General features: G+C 64.8%; 26 protein-coding genes. 7 read left to right on the top strand and 19 right to left on the bottom strand.

What is annotated here, in order from left to right:
* Positions 1-105 precede the first annotated feature (105 nt).
* The 5 genes from BST14_RS06130 to BST14_RS06110 form a co-directional block, all read right to left on the bottom strand.
* Positions 106-291, bottom strand: coding sequence for a (2Fe-2S)-binding protein (locus BST14_RS06130; RefSeq protein WP_083063679.1), 186 nt, complete (start codon positions 289-291; stop codon positions 106-108).
* Positions 292-301: 10 nt separating this feature from the next.
* Positions 302-928, bottom strand: coding sequence for a fatty-acid--CoA ligase (locus BST14_RS06125; RefSeq protein WP_083063678.1), 627 nt, complete (start codon positions 926-928; stop codon positions 302-304).
* Positions 925-2,328: a FadD3 family acyl-CoA ligase gene (locus tag BST14_RS06120; protein ID WP_245845323.1), complete on the bottom strand. Its 1,404-nt coding sequence runs from the start codon at positions 2,326-2,328 to the stop codon at positions 925-927. Before BST14_RS06120 ends, BST14_RS06125 begins: the two co-directional genes overlap by 4 nt.
* Before the next feature lie 56 nt (positions 2,329-2,384).
* Positions 2,385-3,575 carry an amidohydrolase family protein gene (locus BST14_RS06115; protein ID WP_083063676.1) on the bottom strand — a complete coding sequence of 397 codons (1,191 nt, stop codon included), beginning with the start codon at positions 3,573-3,575 and terminating at the stop codon, positions 2,385-2,387.
* Between the two features lie 86 nt (positions 3,576-3,661).
* Positions 3,662-4,081: a lipoprotein LpqH gene (locus BST14_RS06110; RefSeq protein WP_083063675.1), complete on the bottom strand. Its 420-nt coding sequence runs from the start codon at positions 4,079-4,081 to the stop codon at positions 3,662-3,664.
* A gap of 111 nt (positions 4,082-4,192) precedes the next feature.
* Between BST14_RS06110 and BST14_RS06105 the strand changes: the two genes are divergently transcribed.
* Together BST14_RS06105 and BST14_RS06100 are read left to right on the top strand one after the other, a co-directional pair.
* Positions 4,193-4,948 (top strand): enoyl-CoA hydratase/isomerase family protein, encoded by a 756-nt coding sequence (locus BST14_RS06105; RefSeq protein WP_083063690.1) that lies wholly within the window; start codon positions 4,193-4,195, stop codon positions 4,946-4,948.
* Positions 4,945-5,385: an Rv2576c family protein gene (locus BST14_RS06100; protein ID WP_497795575.1), complete on the top strand. Its 441-nt coding sequence runs from the start codon at positions 4,945-4,947 to the stop codon at positions 5,383-5,385. Before BST14_RS06105 ends, BST14_RS06100 begins: the two co-directional genes overlap by 4 nt.
* Here BST14_RS06100 and BST14_RS06095 read toward each other — a convergent pair.
* Positions 5,301-6,002, bottom strand: a complete 702-nt coding sequence (locus BST14_RS06095) for a TetR/AcrR family transcriptional regulator (RefSeq protein ID WP_083063674.1) — start codon at positions 6,000-6,002, stop codon at positions 5,301-5,303. The two genes, BST14_RS06100 and BST14_RS06095, sit on opposite strands and share 85 nt — an antisense overlap.
* Positions 6,003-6,197: 195 nt before the next feature.
* On the opposite strand from BST14_RS06095, the gene BST14_RS06090 reads away from it, so the two are divergent.
* A complete protein-coding gene (locus BST14_RS06090) occupies positions 6,198-7,493 on the top strand; it encodes a cytochrome P450 (protein WP_083063673.1) in 1,296 nt (431 codons plus the stop codon).
* A gap of 20 nt (positions 7,494-7,513) precedes the next feature.
* On the opposite strand, the gene BST14_RS06085 is transcribed toward BST14_RS06090, so the two are convergent.
* The 4 genes from BST14_RS06085 to BST14_RS06070 are packed head-to-tail and all read right to left on the bottom strand — an operon-like array spanning position 7,514 to position 9,972.
* Entirely contained in the window at positions 7,514-7,795 is a 282-nt protein-coding gene (locus BST14_RS06085) for a cytochrome C oxidase subunit IV family protein (protein ID WP_083063672.1), read from the bottom strand.
* A gap of 4 nt (positions 7,796-7,799) precedes the next feature.
* Positions 7,800-8,378 carry a cytochrome c oxidase subunit 3 family protein gene (locus BST14_RS06080; protein ID WP_083063671.1) on the bottom strand — a complete coding sequence of 193 codons (579 nt, stop codon included), beginning with the start codon at positions 8,376-8,378 and terminating at the stop codon, positions 7,800-7,802.
* Positions 8,375-9,190, bottom strand: a complete 816-nt coding sequence (locus BST14_RS06075; protein WP_083063670.1) for a hypothetical protein — start codon at positions 9,188-9,190, stop codon at positions 8,375-8,377. Before BST14_RS06075 ends, BST14_RS06080 begins: the two co-directional genes overlap by 4 nt.
* Entirely contained in the window at positions 9,187-9,972 is a 786-nt protein-coding gene (locus BST14_RS06070; protein WP_083063669.1) for a hypothetical protein, read from the bottom strand. Before BST14_RS06070 ends, BST14_RS06075 begins: the two co-directional genes overlap by 4 nt.
* 101 nt (positions 9,973-10,073) lie before the next feature.
* Here BST14_RS06070 and BST14_RS06065 point away from each other — a divergent pair, with 101 nt between their 5' ends.
* Positions 10,074-10,676 (top strand): TetR/AcrR family transcriptional regulator, encoded by a 603-nt coding sequence (locus BST14_RS06065; RefSeq protein ID WP_083063668.1) that lies wholly within the window; start codon positions 10,074-10,076, stop codon positions 10,674-10,676.
* An 11-nt stretch (positions 10,677-10,687) separates the two neighbouring features.
* On the opposite strand, the gene BST14_RS06060 is transcribed toward BST14_RS06065, so the two are convergent.
* Complete coding sequence (locus BST14_RS06060) at positions 10,688-11,089, bottom strand: hypothetical protein (protein WP_083063667.1); 402 nt, start codon at positions 11,087-11,089, stop codon at positions 10,688-10,690.
* Between the two features lie 201 nt (positions 11,090-11,290).
* On the opposite strand from BST14_RS06060, the gene BST14_RS06055 reads away from it, so the two are divergent.
* The 3 genes from BST14_RS06055 (at position 11,291) to BST14_RS06045 (ending at position 13,375) form a co-directional block, all read left to right on the top strand.
* Positions 11,291-12,085, top strand: coding sequence for an Rv1363c family protein (locus BST14_RS06055; protein WP_083063666.1), 795 nt, complete (start codon positions 11,291-11,293; stop codon positions 12,083-12,085).
* Complete coding sequence (locus tag BST14_RS06050; RefSeq protein WP_083063665.1) at positions 12,082-12,720, top strand: hypothetical protein; 639 nt, start codon at positions 12,082-12,084, stop codon at positions 12,718-12,720. Before BST14_RS06055 ends, BST14_RS06050 begins: the two co-directional genes overlap by 4 nt.
* A 133-nt stretch (positions 12,721-12,853) precedes the next feature.
* On the top strand, positions 12,854-13,375 hold the full coding sequence (locus BST14_RS06045; protein ID WP_083063664.1) for an Rv2253/PknI dimerization domain-containing protein: 522 nt from the start codon (positions 12,854-12,856) through the stop codon (positions 13,373-13,375).
* 57 nt (positions 13,376-13,432) lie between these two features.
* Here the strand turns inward: BST14_RS06045 and BST14_RS06040 are convergent, their stop codons facing one another.
* Genes BST14_RS06040 through BST14_RS06005 form a run of 8 tightly spaced genes read right to left on the bottom strand, consistent with a single transcriptional unit; the run spans position 13,433 to position 23,066 of the window.
* On the bottom strand, positions 13,433-15,205 hold the full coding sequence (locus BST14_RS06040; protein ID WP_083063663.1) for an MCE family protein: 1,773 nt from the start codon (positions 15,203-15,205) through the stop codon (positions 13,433-13,435).
* A complete protein-coding gene (locus BST14_RS06035; protein ID WP_083063662.1) occupies positions 15,206-16,555 on the bottom strand; it encodes an MCE family protein in 1,350 nt (449 codons plus the stop codon).
* On the bottom strand, positions 16,552-17,958 hold the full coding sequence (locus BST14_RS06030; protein WP_211280663.1) for an MCE family protein: 1,407 nt from the start codon (positions 17,956-17,958) through the stop codon (positions 16,552-16,554). Before BST14_RS06030 ends, BST14_RS06035 begins: the two co-directional genes overlap by 4 nt.
* Positions 17,959-17,975: 17 nt before the next feature.
* Positions 17,976-19,094, bottom strand: coding sequence for an MCE family protein (locus tag BST14_RS06025; RefSeq protein ID WP_083063660.1), 1,119 nt, complete (start codon positions 19,092-19,094; stop codon positions 17,976-17,978).
* Positions 19,094-20,116, bottom strand: a complete 1,023-nt coding sequence (locus BST14_RS06020; RefSeq protein WP_083063659.1) for an MCE family protein — start codon at positions 20,114-20,116, stop codon at positions 19,094-19,096. The genes BST14_RS06025 and BST14_RS06020 overlap by 1 nt, the downstream gene beginning before the upstream one ends.
* On the bottom strand, positions 20,113-21,375 hold the full coding sequence (locus BST14_RS06015; RefSeq protein WP_083063658.1) for an MCE family protein: 1,263 nt from the start codon (positions 21,373-21,375) through the stop codon (positions 20,113-20,115). Before BST14_RS06015 ends, BST14_RS06020 begins: the two co-directional genes overlap by 4 nt.
* A 19-nt stretch (positions 21,376-21,394) precedes the next feature.
* Entirely contained in the window at positions 21,395-22,240 is an 846-nt protein-coding gene (locus BST14_RS06010; protein ID WP_083063657.1) for an ABC transporter permease, read from the bottom strand.
* A 7-nt stretch (positions 22,241-22,247) separates the two neighbouring features.
* Positions 22,248-23,066: an MlaE family ABC transporter permease gene (locus BST14_RS06005; RefSeq protein WP_083063656.1), complete on the bottom strand. Its 819-nt coding sequence runs from the start codon at positions 23,064-23,066 to the stop codon at positions 22,248-22,250.
* Positions 23,067-23,449: the final 383 nt, after the last annotated feature.

The following is a 23,449-nucleotide window of genomic DNA, read 5'->3' as shown; positions in this document are numbered from 1 at the left end:
ACCCGGCGGGGCGATCTCTTTTCTGTCGACCCGAGGGTCTGACTCCAACACGCCGCGAGACGGCTCGAGACGCCCCGCCCCACAAACCCCTAATTCAGCAAGCTCCTAGCGGGAGTTCGGCGTTCGCTGCGGGCTAAAGGATCGCAGGATGGCCCGCACCGTGCGCCGGCAGCGACCGCAGTCGGCGCCCGCGCCACATGCCTGGGCGACTTCCTTGGTGGTCGACGCCCCGCATTCCACGGCCTCGGTCACGGTTTGGCTGGTGACGCCGTTGCACAGGCATACGACCACCGGCGAGCCCTCAGTCCGCCTCGATGCGCATCATGTCGAAGAATCGGCCGACGAACAGCGGTGGGTAGGCACCGATGCCCGCCCCGGACATCCACTGCGCCGCGGCATCGGGGTGGTCGATCCAGCGCCGCGCGCTCTCCTCGTCGGGAAACTCCTGCAGGATCAGCACCTCATGGTCGTCGTCAAAAGCCCTGAACACCCACGTCTTTCGGATTCCGGCAGAGGTGAACCTGTCCATCGCCATGCCGACTTCGGAGGTCAGCAGGGACACGTCGTTGACCGAGGTGATCGCGGCCACCACCACACCCGGCGCCGCAGGGGTTTTCGGTGGCTGCGCGATGAACCTGTCGACGATCTCGCCGGCGAAGACCGCCGGAATGTCCTCGACGCCGGCCTCATCGAACCAGTCGAAGAAGACCCGGGAGCGCAGCAGCTCCACGATCGGCTCACGGCTGTGGACGCCGATCATCACCAACACCCGGCCATGGTCGTGTGTCGAGGTGTAGACCAGCACGTGGTGGGCGCCGATGTCGGCCAGGGCGGACTTATTGCGTTGCAGCAGCGGCCACACCCGGGTCGGATCGGGGACGCGATAGTCCGACGCGATCACCATCGAGTGAATGTCGCCGTTGTTCATCGCAGTTGGTCCTTCATCACCTTCCCGGTGGCGTTGAGTGGAAGTGAATCAAGGAACTCTACCGCGCGCGGCACTTTGAATCCGGCCATCCGGTCGCGGCACCAGGCGATCAACTCTTCGGCGCTGACATCGGCGTTACGGACCACGAAGGCCTTGCCCACCTGGCCCATCCGCTCGTCGGGGACACCGAGGACGGCCGCCTGCGCGACGGCCGGGTGGTTGAGCAGGAAGCCCTCGATCTCGGCCGGATAGGCGTTGAACCCACCGACGATGAACATGTCCTTTTTCCGGCCGACGATGCGCAGCCGACCGGACTCGGTGAACTCCCCCAAATCTCCGGTGTGCAGCCACCCCTCGTCGTCGATCGCTTGGGCGGTGGCCTCCGGTTCGTCGAGATACCCCTGCATGACGCCGTACCCGCGGACCAGCACCTCGCCGTCATCGGCGATGCGCACCTCGACCCCGTCGCATGGCACGCCCGCGGTGGTGGCCACATCCTCGAAGGAGTCGCCGGGGAGCGAGAGGGTGACGTTGCCGGCCTCGGTGAGGCCGTAACCCGTCATCAGCGTCTGGAACGGCAGCTCGTCATGGATGCGCCGCACCAGCTCGACGGGAATGTCGGCGGCGCCGGTCACCCCCGCACGCAGCGACGACAGCTTGGACTTGTCCCCCACCGTCAGCAACGAGTGATACAGCGTCGGCGGTCCGGGAAGCATCGTAATGCGTTCGCGTTCAATGAGGTTCACGACCCTGTCGACGTCGAACACCGCGACGGGCAGCATCGTCGCACCGCGCAGGAAAGACGTGACGAGGCCGGCCTTGAGCCCGAACGTGTGGAAGTACGGGTTGATCTGCAAATAGCGGTCGCCCTGACGCAGGTCCGCGAGCGTCGCCCACTCCTCGTACATGCGCAGCGTTTGGCCGTGGTTGAGCATCGCGCCCTTGGGGCGCCCGGTCGTGCCCGAGGTGAAGATGATGTCCGAGGTATCGGTGCCGCTCACCGGACGCTCTAACGGTGAACCGCTGGACAGGAAGTCGGACTTCAGGTCGATGACCGGCACCCCGGCGGGAGCGGTGTAGTCCTGATCCAGAAAGCCCTTCTGCACCAGCACGGCCTTCACCTTGCTGCGGCCGATGACGTCGCCGGCCTCTTCGGTTTTGAACCGCGTGTTGACCGGGACGAGCACACCGCCCGCGGTGAGCAACCCGAACGCGGCGATGATCCACTCGGCCGAGTTGGGTGCCCAGATCGCGACCCGGTCACCCTTTTCGACGCCGAGATCGGCGAAAGCCCCTGCGGCGCATCGGATTCGCTCGACGACCTGGGCGAAAGTCAAACGCAGCGGACCGTCGACGACTGCTTCGGCGTCGCCGAACCGGTCCGATGCGCTCAAGACCATCTCGGGGATGGTCCGCCATGCCCGATTGGCCGGCTCTCCCCCGGGCAAGCTATACGTCACACCGTGACGAGCCGACCGAGGTTGCCGCCCATGATCTTGGCCTGGTCGTCAACGGGCAGGTGCGACAGCGCGTTGACGTAGAACGTCGGTTCTGCCAGCCCTTCCGGGTGCGGCCAGTCCGAGCCGTACAAGACCTGATCCACACCGACGAGGCTGATCAGATCGTCGATGCCGTCCTCGAAGAACGGGCTGACATGGATCCGGTTCTTGACCATCTCGACGGGGTCGCTCGGGAAAGCCTCCGGGGCCTTGCGGAAGACCTCGGTCAGGCCGTCCAACAGCGGGGTCATCCACTTCGAACCGGCCTCGACGATCGCGACCTTCAGCTTCGGGTGGCGGTAGAGCGCGCCGTGGATCACCCACGAGCCCACCGCATCCTGGATCGGCCGCCATTCGTTGAGGATGCCCATCGCGTTGGTTTGGAACGGCAACATCTCCTGTTCGGCGCCGTCCCACTCGGAGGTGTAACGGGAGTAGCCGCTGTCGCTGGAGTGCATGCCAACCAGCACGTCGTGCTCGACGACCCGCTCCCAGAACGGGTCGAACTCGGGCACCGCGAACGACCGCGGACCGCGGAAGCCGGGGACGGGAGCCGGGCGGATCAAAATGGCCCGGGCACCGCGCTTGACGGCCCATTCCAGTTCTTCGATCGCCTTCTCGACAATCGGCAGCGTGATGACCGGGGTGGTGAAGATGCGGTTCTGGTAGTTGAAGCCCCAGACGTCGTCGAGCCACTCGTTCAGCGCGTGGACCAGCACGTGGATGGCCACCGGGTCGTCGCGCAGCCGCTCCTCGAGCAGGCTGGCCAGCGTGGGGAACATCAACGTGCGGTCCAGGCCCAGCTCGTTCATCTTCTCCAGGCGCGGGCCGGGCTCGAAGAACGCCGGGATCGCGCGCATCGGCTCGCCGAACAGCTCGCGCTTGCTCTTGCCGTCCGGGTTGCCGTACTTGAAGTACTCCTCCCAGGCGCCCGGCCGGGCGACGACCTCGAAGGTCGGGTTGGGAATGTAGTTGCTGATGTGGCCGCGGATGGCGATCTTTGTCCGCCCGTTGACCTGCACGTACTGGACGTAGTCCTGATAAGCCTTGGGCAGGAACTTGGTCAGCGCCTCCGGCGGCTCGTATAGATGGTTGTCCGCGTCAAAGATCGGAAACGGGACGTCTTCCCGATGCGACAACTGCCCCATGAAATCCTCCTTCTTGATTTGTGAGAATACTATTCTCTACAGCCGCCCAATCGCAACGTGGCCCCGCCGGACCGCGGTACGACGCGTCAGCACGACACGAAAATCCTGTACGTGGCGGTGGCCGGTTCGCTGGGTTTGTCGGTCTTGTAGCCGTTGGCTTTGCCGCTGACGGTGAATTTGTCACCCGACACGCTCAGGTCGCCGGTCCCGTCGCCGCCCCGGGAGTACATCCCGGTGAAGCCACCCAGGTTCTGGATGCGCACCGACTCGAGGGTCGGCGGTTGGGCGTTCTCGTCGACGATCAGCTTGGCGCCGGCGAAATCGCTACCGATGTCGATCGTCCGCGTCCATTCGCGTTGGCCGCATTTGACGATGTGAAAATTCCGGTCGTTGCCGTTGACGGTGACTGATGCCGTGCTGGCGAGTTGGGTCGGCGGCCCCGAGGTGCACGACGCGACCAAGGCGACGGTCAGGACCGCCGTGGCGGTCACGATTGGGCTCCGCACCGAGTTACCTCGAATCTCGCCGGCGAAAGTTCGTGGGCTGCAGCGATGATGTTATTCTCGCGAAAAGAGAATGCCAATATCGGGTTCTTGCCGAGGAGCGATCACACGAACATGGTGGACCTGGAGATCGACGACGGGTTGGCCGTGGTCACCATCGACCGCCCGCACGCGCGCAACGCCATTGGTCTGGACACCATGGACCAGCTGGAGAAGGCGCTGGACGCGGCGGCGGACGCGCAGGCGCTGGTGATCAAGGGCGCCGGGGACAAGGCCTTCGTCTCCGGCGGTGACCTCAAGGAATTGAGCGCGCTGCGGACCGAGGACGACGCCGCGGCGATGGCCCGACGGATGCGGTCCATCTGCGATCAGCTGGCGGACTTCCCCGCCCCCGTCATCGCCGCGCTCAACGGTCACGCGTTCGGTGGCGGCGCCGAAGTCGCGGTCGCCGCCGACATCCGCGTGGCCGCCGACGATGTCAAGATCGCCTTCAACCAGGTGCAGCTGGAGATCATGCCGGCCTGGGGCGGAGCCGAGCGGCTGGCCGCGCTGGTCGGAAGGAGCAAGGCGCTGTTGTTGGCCGGTTCCGGAATCGCCCTCGGCGCGGCCGAGGCCGAGCGGATCGGTCTGGTGGACCGGGTGCTGCCCCGCGGCGTCTTCGACTCACCCGACGAGGGCTGGCGAGCGGTCGCGAGGTCGCTTGCCCGCCGCCCGGCCACGGAGATAAAGCGCGTAATCCGCGGAGTTTCTCCTGATGAGGCGATAGCATCCTTTGCGCGACTATGGGTTGCCGACCCACACTGGCAGGCCGCAGAACGGGTCATGGGCCGCAACACCAAACCCCGCCCGGGATCCGGAGGAGCGTCATGACCATCAACGTGAAGACGGTGATGGGCGTCGGCCCCGCCATCTCGTTGGCCTGTCTGTTAGCGGCGGCGGGCGTGCTGGTGGGCAGCGGACGGGCGCATGCCGACGACCCCGTCATGCACCACGTCAAGTACACCGTCACCGCGCAGCACCCGATCTACACCAGCATCTATTACCTCGACCACGAGCCGGCCAAGTTTTCCGACTACAGCCACAACTCCTACTCGTTCACACCACACGTCGAGGTCGACCTCGCCCCGGGTAAGCCGTGGAGTTATGAGCTGGACCTGTCCAAACCCGACGTGTACGCGATGGTCGTGGCGACCACGGGCACGGAGCCCGGCGCACCGGGACTTCACTGTGATCTTGCGGTAGACGGCGCCGTCGTCGTTTCCAAGGACGGCCCCAAAGGCGTGCTCTGTTCGCTGCGCAACTGGTGAACCAGCCAGGTCTCCGGCACACCCTCGATCGGTTGCGGCTCGCCCTCCACGCGGCGCAGGTAACTTTCCACTAGTTCCACGGTTTCTGCGTGACCGGCGGAAATCCCAACCGCCTGCTCGAGAACCAGGAACCACGACAGGCTGCTCATCAGAAGCGTCCACACCACAGGCGGGATATCTTCTCTGACTTCCCCGTGACGCTCCAACGCGGCCGTCACCGCCTGGCGCTGGTTTTCGCGCAGCCGCTCAGCGTAATAGGCGATTTCGGCTCGCATCTTTTTGCGGTGGTTAGCCAGCGCCATGAATTCCATGGAAATTCGCGTGAATGCGGGATCGGTGCCGAACCGCCACAGCGCCCATAGCGGCTGCGGCGACATGATCAGCTGGGTGTGCACCTCAAGCGCCTCTTCACCGCGGCGACGGAAAACCTCCAGAAACAGTTCCTCCATGGTGCGGAAGTAGTAGTGCACCAGCTGGGGCTTCAGCCCCGCCTTATTCGCGAGGCGGCGCGATGTCACCGCGGCATAACCCTCTTCGAGCATCAGCTGCTCGGCAGCATCGAGCAGCAGACCACGGTTTTTCGCGTCCGGCGCCCCGATCCTGCGGGCCGATGTCATGTCCCTGCTCCGTACTGTGTGCCATCCCGTGCCGACCACACGGATCGTATCGTGGCGCGGCGCCCTCAACCTTGACCCTGACATTACCGCCATGCTAAGCAGGTGCTCAGCATATTTCTGATCTCGTAATCGGGCGGCGATACGGCTTGCCGCCGAACACCACCGGTAAACCCAGCCCAGGGGGACTCACTGAAGATGACCGACTATGACTCGATCGACTTCTTTACCGATCCGTCTCTAGTCCCGGACCCGCATCCGTACTTCGATTACCTGCGGAGCCAAAACCCGGTGCTGCGCCTGCCGCACTACGGCGTCGTCGCGGTCACCGGCTATGACGAGGCCTGCGAGGTCTATAAGGACCCCGACACTTTCTCGAACATCGTCGCGCTCGGCGGCCCGTTCCCGCCGCTCCCGTTCACGCCCGAAGGCGACGACATCAGCCCCCAGATCGACGCGCACCGCAGCTCCTTCCCGATGAACGAGCACATGGTCACCATGGATCCGCCGGAGCACACCAAGGCCCGGTCGGTGCTCGCCAAGCTGCTGACCCCGAGCCGGCTGAAGCAGAACGAGGAGTTCATGTGGCGCCTCGCCGACCGTCAGCTCGACGAGTTCCTCGACACCGGGGAGTGCGAGTTCATCGCCGAATACTCCAAGCCGTTCGCCACTCTGGTGATCGCCGACCTGCTCGGCGTGCCGGAATCCGACCACAAGGAGTTCCGCAAGGTCCTGGGCGCCGACCGCCCCGAGGCACGCGTGGGCGCCTTGGACCACGAGTCGGTGGGCATCAACCCCCTCGAGTGGCTCGACGACAAGTTCTGTAACTACATCGAGGATCGGCGCCGCGAGCCGCGCGGCGACGTGCTGACCTCCCTGGCGGCGGCGAAGTATCCGGACGGGTCGACGCCCCCGGTGATCGAGGTGGTCCGCTCGGCAACGTTCCTGTTCGCCGCCGGCCAGGAAACGACGGCCAAGCTGCTCAGCGCCGCCCTGCAGGTGCTCGGTGACCGGCCGGACATCCAGCAACAGTTGCGTGACGACCGCAGCCTGATTCCCGGGTTCATCGAGGAGTCGCTGCGCATGGACAGCCCGGTGAAGAGCGACTCACGCCTGGCCCGCAAGGCGACCAGCATCGGCGGTATCGACATCCCCGCCGGAACCGTGGTGATGATCCTGCCGGGTGCGGCCAACCGTGACCCGCGCCGGTTCGACAACCCGCACGAATTCGACCTGCGCCGCAAGAACGTTCGCGAACACATGGCGTTCGCCCGCGGTGTGCACTCCTGCCCCGGCGGCCCGCTCGCCCGCGTCGAGGGCCGTGTCTCGATCGAGCGGATCCTGGACCGGATGCCGCGCATCGAAATCAACGAAGCCCATCACGGGCCGGCCACCGAGCGTCGCTACACCTACGAACCGACGTACATCCTGCGCGGCCTGAGCGAACTGCACTTGAGGTTCACCACCGCCGACGCGGTCGCGCCGGTCGGCTAGCGACCCATCGCTCGCAAGGGCTACCGGACCTGCCTGCCGACGAAGTAACTGCCGAGCAGCACAACGGCAATCAGCACCACCCACGCGTCGGTGAGCCGGCACAGCAGGGCCGGGGCGTCTCGCACCTCCATGAACTCGTGAAAGATGATGCGCACCTTGACCAGTGCGGTGACGATGACGCTCGACGTGACCACCGCGCTGGATCTCAGCAATCCTCCGGCGGAGTGATCTATCCCCAGGTAGGCCAGGGTCAGGGCGGCCAGGATCAGCCAGACGAACAACAGTCTCTTGTTGAGTTTCACTCGCTCACCTCACCACGTAGAGCAGCGCAAAAATGAGCACCCACAGGAAATCGACAGTGTGCCAATACGTTGCGCAGGTTTCGACGAGATTTTGGTCGTGCCGCGCCGGGCTCCGAAGTTGGTAGATGATGACGCCGAGGACCACGAAGCCGATCAACAGGTGCACGAAGTGGACGCCGGTGAGAAAGAAGTAATACATGTAGAAGTCATTGCTGTCGATGCCATTGCCGGCGCGGACCAACCGAGTCCACTCAAACACCTTGAAAAACAGGAAGATTGCTGCGAATGACGTCGTGATGAAGACATCTCGGAGAGCCGCCCGGTACGCCCCGGCGCGGGCCGACTGGACACACCGCGCCACCGACCATGAGCTGAGCAACAAGACCAACGTGTTGAAGACCCCGACGCGCAGGTCGAGCTGAGCTTGTGATTGCAGGAAAAGCTCGGGATTGCGGCCTCGGGAGAACAGGTAGAAGCCGAAATACGCTGTGAATACCAGGGTCTCGAACAGGACAAAGGCCCACATGTCCGGTTGGCCCGGCACGGCCCGCACGCGTGCGGGCTTGTCGGCCAGGCCGGTCATTGCGCCACCGCTTTCTGGGACGGCAGGTCCGGTAGCACGCCGGTCCCGAAGTCTTCGCGGCGGATCATCTGAAACAGCATGACGATGAACGTGACCTGGTAGATGCCGAACACCACCATGTCCAGCCACCACGCGATCTCGCCATCCCACGCGAACACGCCGCGCCGGAAGATCCAGCAGGGCGCCACGACCACCTCGGTCAGCGCGTTGCACAGGTTGAGATAGCCGAACCACTTAGGAAACACGCGATTCTTGTCGAGCAGTATCGCCACCATCCAGATCAGCGAGCCGACCAGGAACACTCCCATCGTCCCGTCAAAGGACAGGAACGCGAAGTCATACAGCCAGCCGATCACCCGGGGGTCGCGGTCCGGTCGCAGCGTGCCGACGATCAGCGCGATGTTGAGCAACAGCATCCCCGGTACCGCACTGAGCGAGTAGATGAGCAGATACGAGTAAGCGAACGCGCGGCTGACCGACATGCGCCGCATCGAATACGCGATGAGGGCGTTGTTGACCGCGATCATGCCGCTGATGGCGAAGACGACGCCGAAGCCGACGGGTATGCCGAGGCGACGTTCGGCGAACCAGTGGGCCTGCGTCGCAAGGTCGCAGGTGGGCTCCGGCGGCGGCTGGACCTGCGCCACGATGAAGAACATCGGGAAGAAGAGGCCGTAGAACACCATGAGCACCCCCCAGGCCAGCCACAGTTCTCGCTTGGGGTCGCGCCGCAGGTGCCAGCCGATTCGGTGATGGAAGGGCCCTGCGGGCGGCGTCGCCGGGGGCGTCGGCGGTGTGATCACCGCGCTCATGCGGTAGCCAATTCGTCTGAGCGCTCCCGGTTTTCGGACCGCTCTCGATAAACGGCCTGGCCCAGGACAACGCCCATCACGACGATCCAGACGGCGATGGCGCCGTTTTTCAGCCAGAAAGACAGCAAGCCGTCCCAGGCCAGCGGGCCGGTCAGCGACACGCCGACGAATGACGCCGGCACCAGAGCGGCCCCCACCAGAAGGTTGAAGTGGGCCACCCACCGGCTGAACACCGGGCGGGACTTGTTGTCGAAATAGATTGCCAGGGCCAGGATTACGCACTGCCCGATCAAGAACGGGACCAAAATGGTGAAGGTGATCCAGCCGAGATCGTTGAGCAGCTGCGTCAGCTCGGGGCTGCGCTCCGGCCGAAAGGCGGCCAGCAGCCAGCAGACGTTGGCGACGAGAAACAACGTCGGACCGCCGGCCGCGCACCCAAGCATGGCGTAGGAGAAGATCGGCGTCCGGTGCGCCATACGGCGAATCTGCAGCACGATCAGGGCCAGGATCGGCACAAGGCACACGCCGAACCAGTTGAACAGGATCATGCTGGAACGGATTTGCGGGATATGCGCCGGATCGCGGTAGAACGCGGCCACCTGATCGGCCGGCATGGTGGGCGACATCGGCGGGTTGAACCCGGGAAACAGGAAGAAGGACGCGATCCACAGGATCAGCGCCGCCGGCAACGTCCAGAGCAGAATCAGCTCGCCATCGGTCCGCCGCGAGGCCGTTCGCGCCGATTGGCTGGCGCCTGCATCGTTTCCGCCGACGTCGGGCATCGGCACTCCTTCCCCGCGCGAGATTCCCACCGAAACCGGGTTCGTGAGCGAAGCTAGCCGATCGGCTAGCCAGGGTCAATAGCGTCGTCTAGTCTCGGTCCGTGGGAGTAGTACGAGAGCCGGACACCGATGAGCAATTCTGGCTCATCGAGCACAGCCCGGCACGGACGCGGGTGCTCGATGCCGCGCTGGATTTGATCGCCACCCACGGCGTCAGCGGTACGTCGCTGCAGATGATCGCCGACGCCGTCGGTATCACGAAAGCTGCTGTCTACCATCAGTTCCGGACCAAAGAGCAGATCGTCATCGCAGTGACCGAGCGCGAACTGGGCCGGCTCGAGCCCGCCCTCGAGGCCGCCGAAGCATACGACGACGGGCCCCAGGCGCGAGATGCGTTGTTGGTCGGCGTGATTGAGATGGCGGTCCGCGACCGCCGGCTGGTGCGCACGCTGCAATTCGATCCCGTCGTCGTCCGGTTGCTGGCCGAGCACAAGCCGTTTCAACGTTTCATGGACCGTTTGTACCGGGTTCTGCTGAGCGATGCGGGATTGGACGGGCGGATCGAGGCCGCCATGTTCTCCGGCGCGCTGAGCACCGCGGTCATGCATCCGCTGGTAGCCGATATCGACGACGAGACCTTGCTCGAGCGGGTTACCGATTTGAGCCGGCGCCTGCTCGGTCTGCCTCGGAAATCCCGCGACTGACGGCGACTCGGCTACGTGTCAGCGCGGACCCAGCTCGATATGCCGTCGTGAGCAATACAGATCAGGAACAGACCGTCAGGCGCCTGCGCCACGTAGTTCAGATAGTTCGTGCAGTCGGAATTCTCTTCCTTGACCCCCGCCATCGGCGGTGAGCGGAACCATCGCGGCTGGTATCGCCTCGGCGAGCCGCAGAACATCAACCGGCCGGGCTCCGAGGCGAAGGAAACGTATCCGTCGGCGACACCGAAGGCGTAGTAAGTGGTGTTGTCACACGGCGCGCCGAGGACCTGATGCGGCATGATGCCCGGGGTGCAGGCTGGGTAGTCGCAGACGGTCGGCCCGGCCGAGGCTGGCGGCGCCGCCACCACCCCGGCGCCGAGCAATGCGGCAACCAAAGCAACGATTGATCGCACCCGATTACTCTGCCACACCCGAAAAGAAAATTCTCCTGGTTGGAGAAGATCACCTGGGCCGGCGAGGGCTGGCGCCCCACCATCCCAATCGCCCCCCGTGCCCCGTTCCCCGGCGAGCGAGCATTTCCGCATGTAAGGGCCACGAAGGCGGCCGAACGATGACGGCATTGGGCCCAGGCCACAGTGATAAGCTGCTTCTCCGTGCACGATCCGGAACGGCCTGACGCCGACCCACGTGATGACGCGGCGGAAGTGACCGATCGCGCCCGGCCGGGGGTCGAGTCGGACGCCGTAGCACCCGTCCCGGAAGCGGACGCGGAAGACGTCGCCCAGGCCGAAGCGCGCGCCGAGGCGGCTCGGGCACGCCTCGCAAAACTGCGCCGGGCCGCCGGAACCGGGGACGCGGACGAGGAGGACGGTGCTTCCCCAGGTGTCGAGCGTCGCCGCCCCGCGACGCGGACCCGGATGCGGCTACGGCTCCGGCGTCCGGGACGGCCGCGGTGGCTGCGGCGGCCAAAGCGGAAAACAGTGGCGGTCGGCGTCGGCTCCGTGCTCTTCTCGGCCTCTGTCGCCGCGACCGGGTACATGCTGTGGCAGCACCACATCGCGGTGCATAATCGCCAACTCGCCGCGGAGTTCAGTGCAGCCGCCCGGCAAGGGATCACGGCCTTCATGTCGATTGACCCCGCTCATGCCAAGGAGGATGTCCAGCGCACGATCGATGCGTCCACGGGCGACCAGAAAGACCAGCTATCCGTGCTGTCGCCCCTGATGGTCAAGAAGGCCGAAGAGACCAAGGTCGGGACCAAGGTCACCATCGAAGGCGTCGCCGTCCAGTCGTTGAGCGACAATTCGGGAGTCGTGCTGGTGGCGGCGAAAACCGATCCCATTGGGCCGGATAACGCAAAACCGCCACCGGCTTTGTTTCGGCTCAGCGTCAACATGGCCCGCGACGGCGGCCAGCTCAAGATGTCGAAAATCGAATTCCTGCGATGACTGCCGAACATGGCTCGTCGGTGGACGGCATCGAAGAGATTGACGGAGTACAGACTTCACCCGCCGACGAGGAGGAAATGGCGCCCGCTGCCGAGGGACCTGCACGCTCGGGCCGGCTGGCAGCGATTCGACGGCGGGCCCGTCCGTATTGGGCAAGGTGGCGTTCCATCGTGGCGACAACGTTGGTCGTCGCCGCCGTGGGAGTCGCTGCGGGCGTGTACTTCATCCTGTATCGGCCGGATCAGCAGGTCGGTGATGCGGCGGCGCGCCGGGCGATCCAGGCGGCATCAGACGGCACCGTGGCCGCGTTGACGTATTCCTACGACCATTTAAACCGCGATTTCAACAATGCGAAATCGCATCTCACCGGCGACTTTCTGACCTATTACAGCAAATTCACCGACGATGTCGTCGCGCCGACGGCGGAGAAGGGACAACTGACGGCGACCGCGAAGGTGGTTCGGGCCGCAGTCTCGGAATTGCATCCTGATTCGGCCGTGGTGCTGGTATTCGTCGACCAGACCACGGCAAGCGCCCACAGGAAAGATCCCGAGAAGACGCAGAGCAGCGTCCTTGTGACGCTGAAAAAGGTCCACGGTTCCTGGCTGATTACGAAATTCGACCCGTCTGGATGAGCGCGGCAGATCTTGTCCCAACCGTTACCTGGCAGGCCGAAGCGGTGTAACGTCATCGCTCGAGAACGCCGCAACCGACGGCGAAAAGGCGCCCGATAGGCACTCTCGGATTACGCGCTTCGAGGAGCACCTGATGCGTTCAGTCAGAACACTCACCACCGCAACGTTGTTGGCCGCCACCGTATTCGGCGGTTTGAGCACTGCATCCCCGGCCCGGGCGATAACCAAAGAAGACGTGGCGCTCAACGGGACTTACCGCGCCACGTCCATTGGCGATTGGGCCCAGCGAAATGATCAGTATTTCGGCGAACCGACGGTCTACCAAGTTTGGACGATCAGCTCGACCTGCGACTCGACCATGGAATGCCATGGCTCGGTGGCGAGCGACCAGGGCTGGAGCGCGCCCCTCTACATGAAGGATGGGGAGATGTGGAAGGTAAGGCGCGAAGTGCCGAACTGGGAGCGTTGCGAGGACGGTACCACGTTCCCCGGCATACAAACCTTCTTCTTCTACCCGGTGAACGATAACGGCGGATTCCAGATCGGGTCGCGGGTCCTCTCGGGTAAGGACAAGACGGTCGGCCCAAGCGGCGCCTGCGGGCAAAACCAGTGGCTTGACATAACGATGCCGTTGCGCTTGGACCAGCTCTCCTGACCGCGCGGTCATAGCTTCATCGCCCCACCCTCGGGCGGGCTTTGCCTCGCAGCGAATTCAGGTGGGAAGCATGTCCTTCCACGTCCTCGGCGCTTTCGGAGCGACGAGATCGGACTGCTGGTACAACTTCCCGTCCGGACCGACATAACGACCGGTGCGCGGGTCGTACTTCGCCACCGCGACCGACGGGGCGGGCTTAGATGCGTTGGCTCCGAACGAGCTTGGCGCGGCCTGGGGTCCTCCGTCGGCGGGTGCGTCGGCCGGCGCGGGACCGGCCGGTGCGGGTTCGGGAGAAACGAGCGGGGCAATAGGCAATGCCGGCGGCGCGGCGGGGGGCGGCGGAAGCTCCCCCGCCGCAGGGACATCGAGTGGCGCGATGGGCGGCAGATCCGCCGACATTCTCGACATCGGCGCCAGCGCCGGTCCCGAAGACGGCATCGGGGGAACGGCGGCCCCCACGGTGCCCGGTGGCGGATTTTCGCCCCGCGGCCCCGCGGGCGCGCCGCGCGGCACCGCCCCCGGCGGCAGCGGCGTACCCTCGACCGGGCCGAAAATCCTGTCGTTGGTGGTGATCCGGTCATCGGGCGGGACGCCCTGGGCCAACAGGTTTGGATCCAATGGATAGGGACCGGTCGTGTGCTGGCGCATCGCCAGCGGCATGTACGGCTTGTCGCTGTTGCAGATTTCGACGGTCGGCGCGCGCTTGCCCGGGTGACCCATGCAGGGATAGTTACGGGCACCGCGCACCGCGATCGGTGAATCCTGCGGGAGTTTGCAATACAACCCGTCCGGGGTGTCGATGTCGGACAGGTCGTCCGGGGATCGCCAGGTGTTGGGTGGCATGAAGCCGACCGTGCAAATAGGCGGATCGTCGACCGTGGCCGCGAAGTCGCCGTAAGCCCTACCGTCTGGGTGGTTTTCACCCTGGGCCGCCTGCTCGATGGCAACGCCCGACGGCAACAACACCAGCAACTGCTCGATCGACGGGTGGTAGGTGACGCCGATCTGCCCGATGGTGGTCAGGTTGGCGAGCAACACCGGCAGCGTCGGCTTGATTTGTTGCAGAAGCCGAGACGCTTCGTTCGCGGTATCGGGACCCTTCTGCAGGATGGTCCGGAAGTGAGAATCGTTGTTCACCAGCGTATCCGAGATGCCGGCCAAGCTGCGCGCCCACGTTCTGATCGAATCGGTGGTGCGCGCCTGGGTGTCCAGCAGCGGCCCGGTGTCTTCGGTAAGGGCCTTGGTGCGATCGACGACGCCATTGGCGTCGCGGGACAGCGTCTTCGAGGAATCGATCAGCGACCCCAGGTCGTAACCGGAACCGTTGAAACCCTGGAAGGACTCGTCGAGCAACTGGCCGAGTTTGGTCTTCGGGATGCTTTGGACCAAGGCGCTTACCTGCTCGAGCATTGGGGCCACCGGCTGCGGAATTGTCGTGTCGCGCACCGAGATAACCGAGCCGTCGTGCAGGTAGGGCGGCGAATCGGTTTTGGGCCGTAGGTCCACGTACTGTTCGCCCACCGCGGAGACACTGAGCACCTCCGCCGTGAGGTTCGCGGGGACCTTGGGTGAAGTGCTCAGCGACAGCGTCGCTTTCGCGCCGGTCGGTGTCAAACCCACCGAGGTGACCTTGCCGAGCTGCACCCCGCGGTAGGTAACGTTCGAGAACCGGTACAGGCCGCCGGTGGCCGGCAGCTCCAGCGTCACCGTCATCCGGCCGATGCCCAGCAGCGTCGGCGCCTGGATGTAGAACAGGACCATCGCGATCACGCCAATGGTTCCCGCGATCACGAAGACCGCCAGCTGGATCCGAACGAAGCGCGTCAGCATCTATCCACCCGCTCCCGTCGAAGGCGCTTCTGCGGGCACCGGCGATTGATCCAGACCCGCGTCAGGCACCGGGGCCGCGTTCGGCGCAGGCCCGGGCAGCGGAGCCGCGTTCGGCGCAGGCCCGGGCAGCGGAGCCGCGTTCGGCGGGGGACCAGGCGGCGGGCCGTAAGCCGATGAAGGTCCGGGCACCGCACCCGGCGGTGGCGGGGGCAGCGGCAACGCGTTGGGATCGACCCACGGCGGCCTCAGCGGGTTATGCAAAGGATCGAGTGTGTAATTGAGGCGATACGGGTCCCCGGGGACCGGCGGAATCGGCATGTCCAGCTGTCCCCAATGGGTTCCGAGGAACAACCCCTTCTTCAGCCGTGGAATGGTGATGTCGAAATCGAAATGCAGGTTGAAGAAGTCGCCTCGGACCGCTCGGTCGACGAAGTTCTGGGTGAACGGGAACACGAACGAGGCCGCGATGGCCGCGCCGAAATCCGGTCCGACGTCGGCGAGCGCTTTGATGGTCGGCTCCAAGTTTTTGAGATTCGTGACCAGGTCGGCCTGGGCGTCGTTGACCAGCCGCGTGGCGGTGTTGCTGAACGCGCGAAGATGATCCAGGGCGGCCGTCAGACGCGGCCGCTCCTTGATCAACACCTCGAGCGCCGGCGGTACCTTGCGCAGCGCTTCGGTGACGACGTCGCGTTGGTCCGCGAACGTGCCGGCGAGCCGGTTTAGCGCCTGGATGGAAGCGACGATGTTGTCCCGCTGGTCATCCAGCGTGCCCACGAACGTATCCAGGCGGGTGATCAGGTCACGCACCGCGCCCTCGCGCCCGGACAGGGCGGCCGAGAAGTTGTGGATGACCTCCCCGATCTGTCCCAGCCCACCGCCGTTGACGACCGCTCCCAACGACGACAGCGTCTGCTCCGTCGACGGGTAGGCCGATGAGCGGCTGAGCGGGATGGTGGCGCCGGGCTGCAGCCGTCCGCTTCCCTGCTGGCCCAGCGGAGTGTTGAGCTCCACATGCATCGAGCCCAGCAGGCTGGTCTGACCGACGGTGGCCACCACGTTGGCCGGGACCACCACATCGCGCTTGACCGAGATCTCGACGTCGGCGTGCCAGCCTTTGACTCTCATGGCACCGACGCTGCCGACAACCACGTCGTCGATCATCACCGGCGAATTCGATTCCATCGTACCGACATTCGGGAGTTCGACGTGGTAGATGTTGGCCCCCGGGCCGCGTCCGACCGCACCGGGCAGGGGCAGTGAATTCAGGCCGTGGAACGCGCATCCGGTAGCCGTCACCGCCACGCAGCAGCCAATGGCGAAGACCCGCTTGGCCGCAACCCCGGCGCTCATTGTTGTGGCCCTTCGCCCGGCAGCAGCATGCCCGACAAGGTCGGCGCCGACGGTGGTGGCGCCGGTGTCGACGGTGGCGGCGGCAGTGGCATCGCCGCGCCCGGTATCCGCTCCGGCGGCTCCGCTCCCGGCGGTCCCACCGGATCACCCGGCAGGCCGGTGTAGGCCGACACCGCGGGCGGGATCTCGGGTGGTCCGGGTTTCGGGCCCTCACCGCCGGGCGCCAGGCGCGGTTCGGTGTAGAGAACCTTGGACGGATCGATCGACTTCTGTATGAACGGGTTGAGGGGGATCGGCGAGTTGTTCCAGCTGGTTTGGCGCAGCCCGGGTCCGAGGAACAGGGAGCACAGCTTGCCGGATTCGACGGCGGTGATGTTCTCGATGGCGCCGATCTGCGTGCAGCCTGGAGTGGACAGCAGAAGCTGACCGCCCCAGGTTGGATTCGACATGTTCATGAGCCCGAACCCGCCGACGATGGTTCCGGTGTCGGCGTTGTAGTCGTTGAAGAAGTTGCCGAACGCGTTCGGCGAGGTGTGCAGGATGTTTTCCAGGGCCATGTGGTGATCGACCAAATTCTGTGTGACATCGGCCAACCGGGCGATCTGCTCGCTGGTCTGGTTGCGGGTCCCGGCGATGAATCGCCGCACCTCGCCCACCGCCGTCGACAGATCGGTCAGCGCCGCGTCCAGGTCGGATTTGCTGTCGTTGACCACGCTGGTCAACGTGGCCAGGCGACCGTTGAACTGCTCGATCTGCACGTTGCTGTCGCGCAGCGCGCCGACGAAGGTCTGCAGGTTCTTGATGATGTCGACGATGTTGCCGCTGCCGTTGGCAAGGATCCGGCCCGCCCCTGACAGCTGAGCGAGTGTCTGCCGCAGCTTGTCACCGTTGCCGTCGAGCGCGTTGGCGGCACTGTCGATGAACCGTCCCACCGATGTGCCCGAGACCCCGCTCTTGGGCCCCAAATCCGTTGCCAGCCGCATCAACTGGGTTTTGACTTCGTCCCACTCGACCGGCACGGCGGTCCGTTCGACCGGGATGACCGCCCCGTCGCGCATGACCGGCCCACTGTCGCGGTAGGCCGGTGAGAGCTGGACGTAGCGGGCGGCCACCAGATTCGGGGCGACGATCACCGCCTTGGCGTCGGCTGGGATGGGCACGTCGCGGTCGACCTTGAGGACCATCTTGGCCTGTGTGCCCTGCGGCTGAATCGATTTGATGTTGCCGACTTTGACACCCGAGACCCGCACCTCGTCATGGGGATAGATCGCGGTTGCGGTGGTGAAATAGGCGGTGATCGTCTTGGGCCCGAAAAACGTGTTGCGGATGGCCACGGCGGCGCCGGCAACGATCAGCCCGACCAGAACGACCGCCGTCACGACCGCCAGTCGCCTGCGCGGCATCCGGGAGATCAGCGAGGTCACTGTGACCCTCCGATCCGGCCGCCCAATGTGCAGCCAGGGCACTGCGGAATGGAGTTGTACGGCCAGGGGGTCAGCGCCCGCGGTATCGGCGACGGGAAGCCGGGGCCCTTGGAAGTATCGAAGGTGCGGAATCCCCAGAGGTAGTCGATCAACTCCTGGAAGAGTTGCGGGATAAGGAAGTTCGGGGCGAACGCCTGGTAGGCATACATACCGGAGATGGCCTCGCCGACCGTGATCTCGAATTTGGCGAGACCGGGCAGAGCTTTGCCGATGTTGTCGCGGTTCTTTTCCAGCACCCCGGTCACCCGATTCAGCCGCTCCAGCGTGGGCGCCAGTGTGGCTTCGTTGTCGTGTACCAACGCCGTCAGCTGCTTGGCCACCGCCGAGGTGTTGGCCAGCAGGTCCACGATCTCCTGCCGCCGCGCGACCAACACTTGGAGCAGGGAATCGGAGTTGAGGATGAGCTTGTTGACCTGCATGCTGCGTTCGGAAAGTATCCCGGTGACATCGCCGGCGCTCTTGAACAGCTCGCCCAGATTCTTGTTGCGGCTGTTGAGAGTTCGCGATAGCCGGGTGAGTGCGTCGAAGGCCGGCCCCATCTGGGGCGCGATCTGGTCGAGGGTTGCCGCCAGCGTGTCCAACGATTGATTCAGCGCCGTGGTGTTGGTTCCGGCCGTGTCGGTGGTCAGGTCACTGACCGCTTCGCTCAACGAATACGGCGAGGACGTGCGCGAGACCGGGATCAGCGACATGGGATGCATCGTGCCGCTGCCGGCGGACTCCACCGTCAGCATCCGCTCACCCAGCAGCGTGCCGGTGCGGATGTGCGCGGAAGTCTCCGAGCCGAGCAGGATGTTGCCCTTCATCGCGAACGTCACCAGGGCATCGCCGTGACGCAGCTTCACATCCGATACCGTGCCGACCTTCATTCCCGACACGATCACGGGGTTGCCCGTCGCAAGGCCGCCGGCTTCGGTGAACAGCGCCTGGTAGCGGACCATCGTTGCCCATTGGATGAATCGGTCGGGCGACAGGCCCACCAGGATGACCATCACCGCCAGGACGACGCCGATGAGTCCGGGCTTGACGAGCGCAGCTCCGCGATACTTGAGCATCAGGGTTCTGTGCACCTTTCTGCATCTGACCGGTAGATGTTGGCGCGCACGGTCTTGCCGTTGAGATCCGTGCCGCGGATCCCGAACTGGCAGAGGTAATAAGGGATGGTGGCGCCGTTCACGCCGAGCCGGACCAGCTTGCGGTAGTTCTGCGGCGCCTTGGCGATTGCGGCGTCGAGGCGGTCCTTGTCGCCATCGAGGATCGGCGCCAGCCGATTCAACTGGGCTATGGTGCCGGACAGCGGCGGGCGGGCCTCGGCGAGCAGATCCGCCAACGAGGCGGTTCCCTTGTCCAGGGCGTCAATGGCGGACCCAATCGTGTCGCGGTCATTCGACAGGCCGCTGACAAGCTGCTCGAGACGGTCGATCGCGCCGGAGAACTGTTTGCCGTCCTTGGAGATCGTGCCGATCACGATGTTGAGGTTGTCGATCAGTTGCTGCACCGTTCGATCGTTGTCCGCCAAGGCGTTTGAGAACGACGTCGTCTTGGCGAACAGCGACTCGAGAGTCCCGCCCTGACCCTGGAACACCTGCAGCAATCCGGAAGTCAGCGCGTTGACATCGCGCGCGTTCAGACCCTGGGTGACCGGCTTCAGCCCGCCGAGCAGCAAATCGAGGTCAAGCGCCGGCGCGGTGCGGCTGACCGGAATCTGACCGCCGGGCGGCAGCCGCTTGGGCGACCCCGGACCGTCGACGAGCTCGAGGTAGCGATCGCCCACCAGGTTGAGGTAGCGGACCGCCGCCCTGCTGCCCTCGGTGAGGACGACGTTGCGGTCGGCGTCGAATTTCACCACGACTTTCTTGTCCGGTCGCAACGAAACGCTGTTGACCGTGCCCACCCGGATCCCGGCGACCCGCACCGACTGCCCCGGCTTGAGCCGCGACACATCGTTGAACACCGCCGAATACTCGGTCGTCGCACCCGTCCGGTACTGGCCGAAGATGAAGAACAGGAAGGCGGTGAGCATCGCCATCACGACCGCGAAAATCGTGAACTTGACCAGCGTTGCGCTCGTTCTCATCCGGGTTGCCCGATCTGCGCGGAGTTGCGCGGCGGTCCGGCGATCGGCCCGTACAACAGCTCTTTGAGGAGATCGGAGTTGATCAACAGCTGTGGGTTCCCGTAATTCACCGGGTTGGCGCCGATATCGGTAATCAATTGCGGCGGAGCAGTATTGAACGGCAGCTTCGGCAGGCCCACGCACTGCGGGCCGCCCGTCGCGGCAACCTTGGGCAGGTTCGTCGGGTACCGATACCGCTCGGCGCCCCAGGTGAGGCTCGCCGAGATGTTGATGCTCGGTTCCGACAGCGGCGCCCCGTGCGAGATCTGTACGAGGCCGGCGAAAGCGCAGTTGAGCGCCGGGGCGTACTCATTGGTCAAATCGGTGGTCGGCACCAGCAGATGCAGCACATCCGTCAGCGGTTGGCGGTTCGTCGACAGCACGTCGTTGCCGATGTCGGCCAGGCCGATCGCGCTGATCAGCAACGCATCCAGGTTGTGCTGCTCTTCGACGATCGTCTTGCTGATCCGGGTCGCGTTGGAGGCGGTCTTCACCAAGTCGGGTGCCGCGTCGGCGTAGGCGTCGGACACCGCCGGTAAGACCGTGAGGTCATGACGGAATGCGGGCAGGCTCGGCTCGAGCCTGGCCAGGAACGAATCCAGGTCGCTCAGCGACTGGCCAAGTTGCGGTCCACGTCCACTGAACGCCTGCGCCAGCGCACCCAGCGATTCGTTGAGCTTCGGCGGGTCGATGTGGCTCAGGACCGATACCAATTGCTGGAACACCGTGTTGATTTCGACCATGACGTGCTGCCCCTGCAGCGTCTGGCCGCCGTGTAGCCGTTGGGCCGAGGGCTTCTCGGGTGGAACCAGCTCGACGGACTTGGCGCCGAACACCGTTGATGACGCGATGTTGACGAGCACGTTGCCGGGAATGAAGTGCAACTGCGACGGGTCCATCGCCAAGTGAATGGCCGCCTGGCCGTTGGGCAGCGACTCGATCGCGGAGACCTTGCCCACCTGCACCCCGCGCATCTTGACCTTGGCGTCGGGGTTCATGACCAGGCCGGCACGCTGCGAGATCACCGTCACCGGCACGGTTTCGGTGAACGAGCCCTGAAACAGACCCACCGCCACGGCGAAGATCAGACCGATGATGAGGACGGTGGCCAGTCCGAGCAACGGTGGCAGGTAACTCCGTCCGGCGGGCGGCCGCGCATGGCCGGTGCGCGCCGGTTGGCCCGCGACCGCGCCCCGACCCGCCGGAACGTTCTGCGTCACTGCTGTGTCACATCCTCTGCTAACCGGACAGGTTGAAGTTGCCGTTCGTGCCGTAGATAGAAAGCGAGACCAACAGCGTCACCGACACCACGACGATGAGCGAGGTGCGCACCGCGTTGCCGGTCGCGTTGCCGACGCCGGCCGGCCCCCCCGACGCGAAATAGCCGTAATAGGTGTGGATCAGCAAGATGGTGAGCGCCATCAGAATCGCCTGCAGGAACGACCACAACAGGTCGATCGGGTTCAAGAACGTGTTGAAGTAGTGCTGGTACAAACCCTGCGACTGTCCGAGCAGGAACGTCGTGGTGAACTGACTGGCCAAGAACGACAGGATGACGGCGATGCTGTACAGGGGCGTGATAGCCATCATTCCCGCCAGGATCCTGGTGCTCACCAAGTAGGCGACCGGCCGAATGGCCATGCTCTCCAACGCATCCACTTCTTCGTTGATTCGCATGGCGCCCAGCTGAGCGGTCACCCCGGCGCCGAAAGTGGCCGCCAAACCGATCCCGGCGACCACCGGTGCCGCAATCCGCACGTTGATGAACGCGGACAGAAAGCCCGTCAGCGCCTCGATGCCGATATTGCCCAGTGAGGTGTAACCCTGAATGGCCAGGGTGCCACCCGCCGCCAGCGTCAAGAAGCCGACGATCACAACGGTTCCGCCGATCATCGCCAAAGTGCCCGCGCCCATGCTGATCTCGGCGATCAGTCGAATGACTTCGCGCGTGTAGCGAGTGGCCGCGAAGGGCACCCCGGCGAGCGCCTTGCCGTAAAACAGGGTGTGATCGCCGATGCGCCCCATCAGGGCGACCGGCCTCTCGAGTTGGCGGGTCAAGCGCGGATATGCAGCCCTCAGTGCCATGGCAACCCTACTTCGCCGTCATCTTGATGCCGATCGCGGTGACGACCACGTTGACGACGAACAACGACATGAAGGCATACACGACGGTTTCGTTGACCGCGTTGCCAACGGCCTTGGCGCCACCTGCGGTGATCGACAGGCCCCGATAGCAGGCGACCAAGCCGGCAATGAGTCCGAAAAGCGCTGCCTTGACGCACGAAATGACCACCTCGGGCACACCGGTGAGCAACGTGATGCCCGCGGCGAACGCACCGGGATTGACGTCTTGGACGAACACCGAAAAGACGTAACCGCCAAGGACCCCGATGATGACCACCAGGCTGTTGAGCAGAAAGGCGACCAATCCCGACGCCAGCATGCGCGGCGTGACCAACCGTTGCACCGGGTTGATGCCGAGCACCTCCATCGCGTCGATTTCTTCGCGAATCGTTCGCGCCCCCAGGTCCGCGCACATTGCCGTAGCGCCGGCACCCGCGACGATCAAGACCGTGACCAGCGGGCCGAGCTGGGTGACCGCACCGAAAGCGGCGCCCGCACCGGAGAGGTCGGCCGCGCCCAGTTCGCGCAGCAAGATGTTGAGCGTGAAGCTGACGAGGACGGTGAACGGGATGGCCACCAGCAGGGTAGGGGCCAGCGAGACCCGGGCGACAAACCAGGACTGCTCCAAAAACTCCCGCCACTGGAACGGTCGGCGGAACGCGTACTTGACCGCATCGGCCGACATCGCGAACAAGGCGCCGACGGCGTGCATGGGCCCGGAGAAGTCCCATTTCAGTTTCAGCTGCGGCAATCCCGCTGACCAGTGGTCGGCGCCATTAGTCGCCATTGGCGTCAGGCCCTTTCCAAGTTACGAGACCGGCAGTCTTGTTCTGACGCAACGGTTGCGGTAAATTCAGCAGAATTGACGGCCGTAAACGCGCGCTGACGAGTGCGAAATGCTGAGCGGGCAGCCAAGTTCCGGCATCGAGCTGCGATGTGACAGCCGCGACCTCGCTCACGCCAGACCTCCGTTCTGTTGCGTGAGTTGGCGCTGCAAAACGAGGAGCTCTACGTCTTGAAGCGTCCGGCGATTATGACTCATGCCGCGTCCGGGTGGAGCGAAAAATGCATAACCGTTATCGCGCATTGCGCGATCGGTGCACGGGCGCAAGGCAGCTGCGTCTTAACGCAAGCGACTGTCGGCTCAAGCATTTCGGGGTGGGCTCCAGT

The sequence above is a fragment of the Mycobacterium arosiense ATCC BAA-1401 = DSM 45069 genome, assembly GCF_002086125.1.
Taxonomy (GTDB): domain Bacteria; phylum Actinomycetota; class Actinomycetes; order Mycobacteriales; family Mycobacteriaceae; genus Mycobacterium; species Mycobacterium arosiense.
Note: the sequence above shows the minus strand (reverse complement) of the source record. Positions and strands in the feature narration are given on the sequence as shown.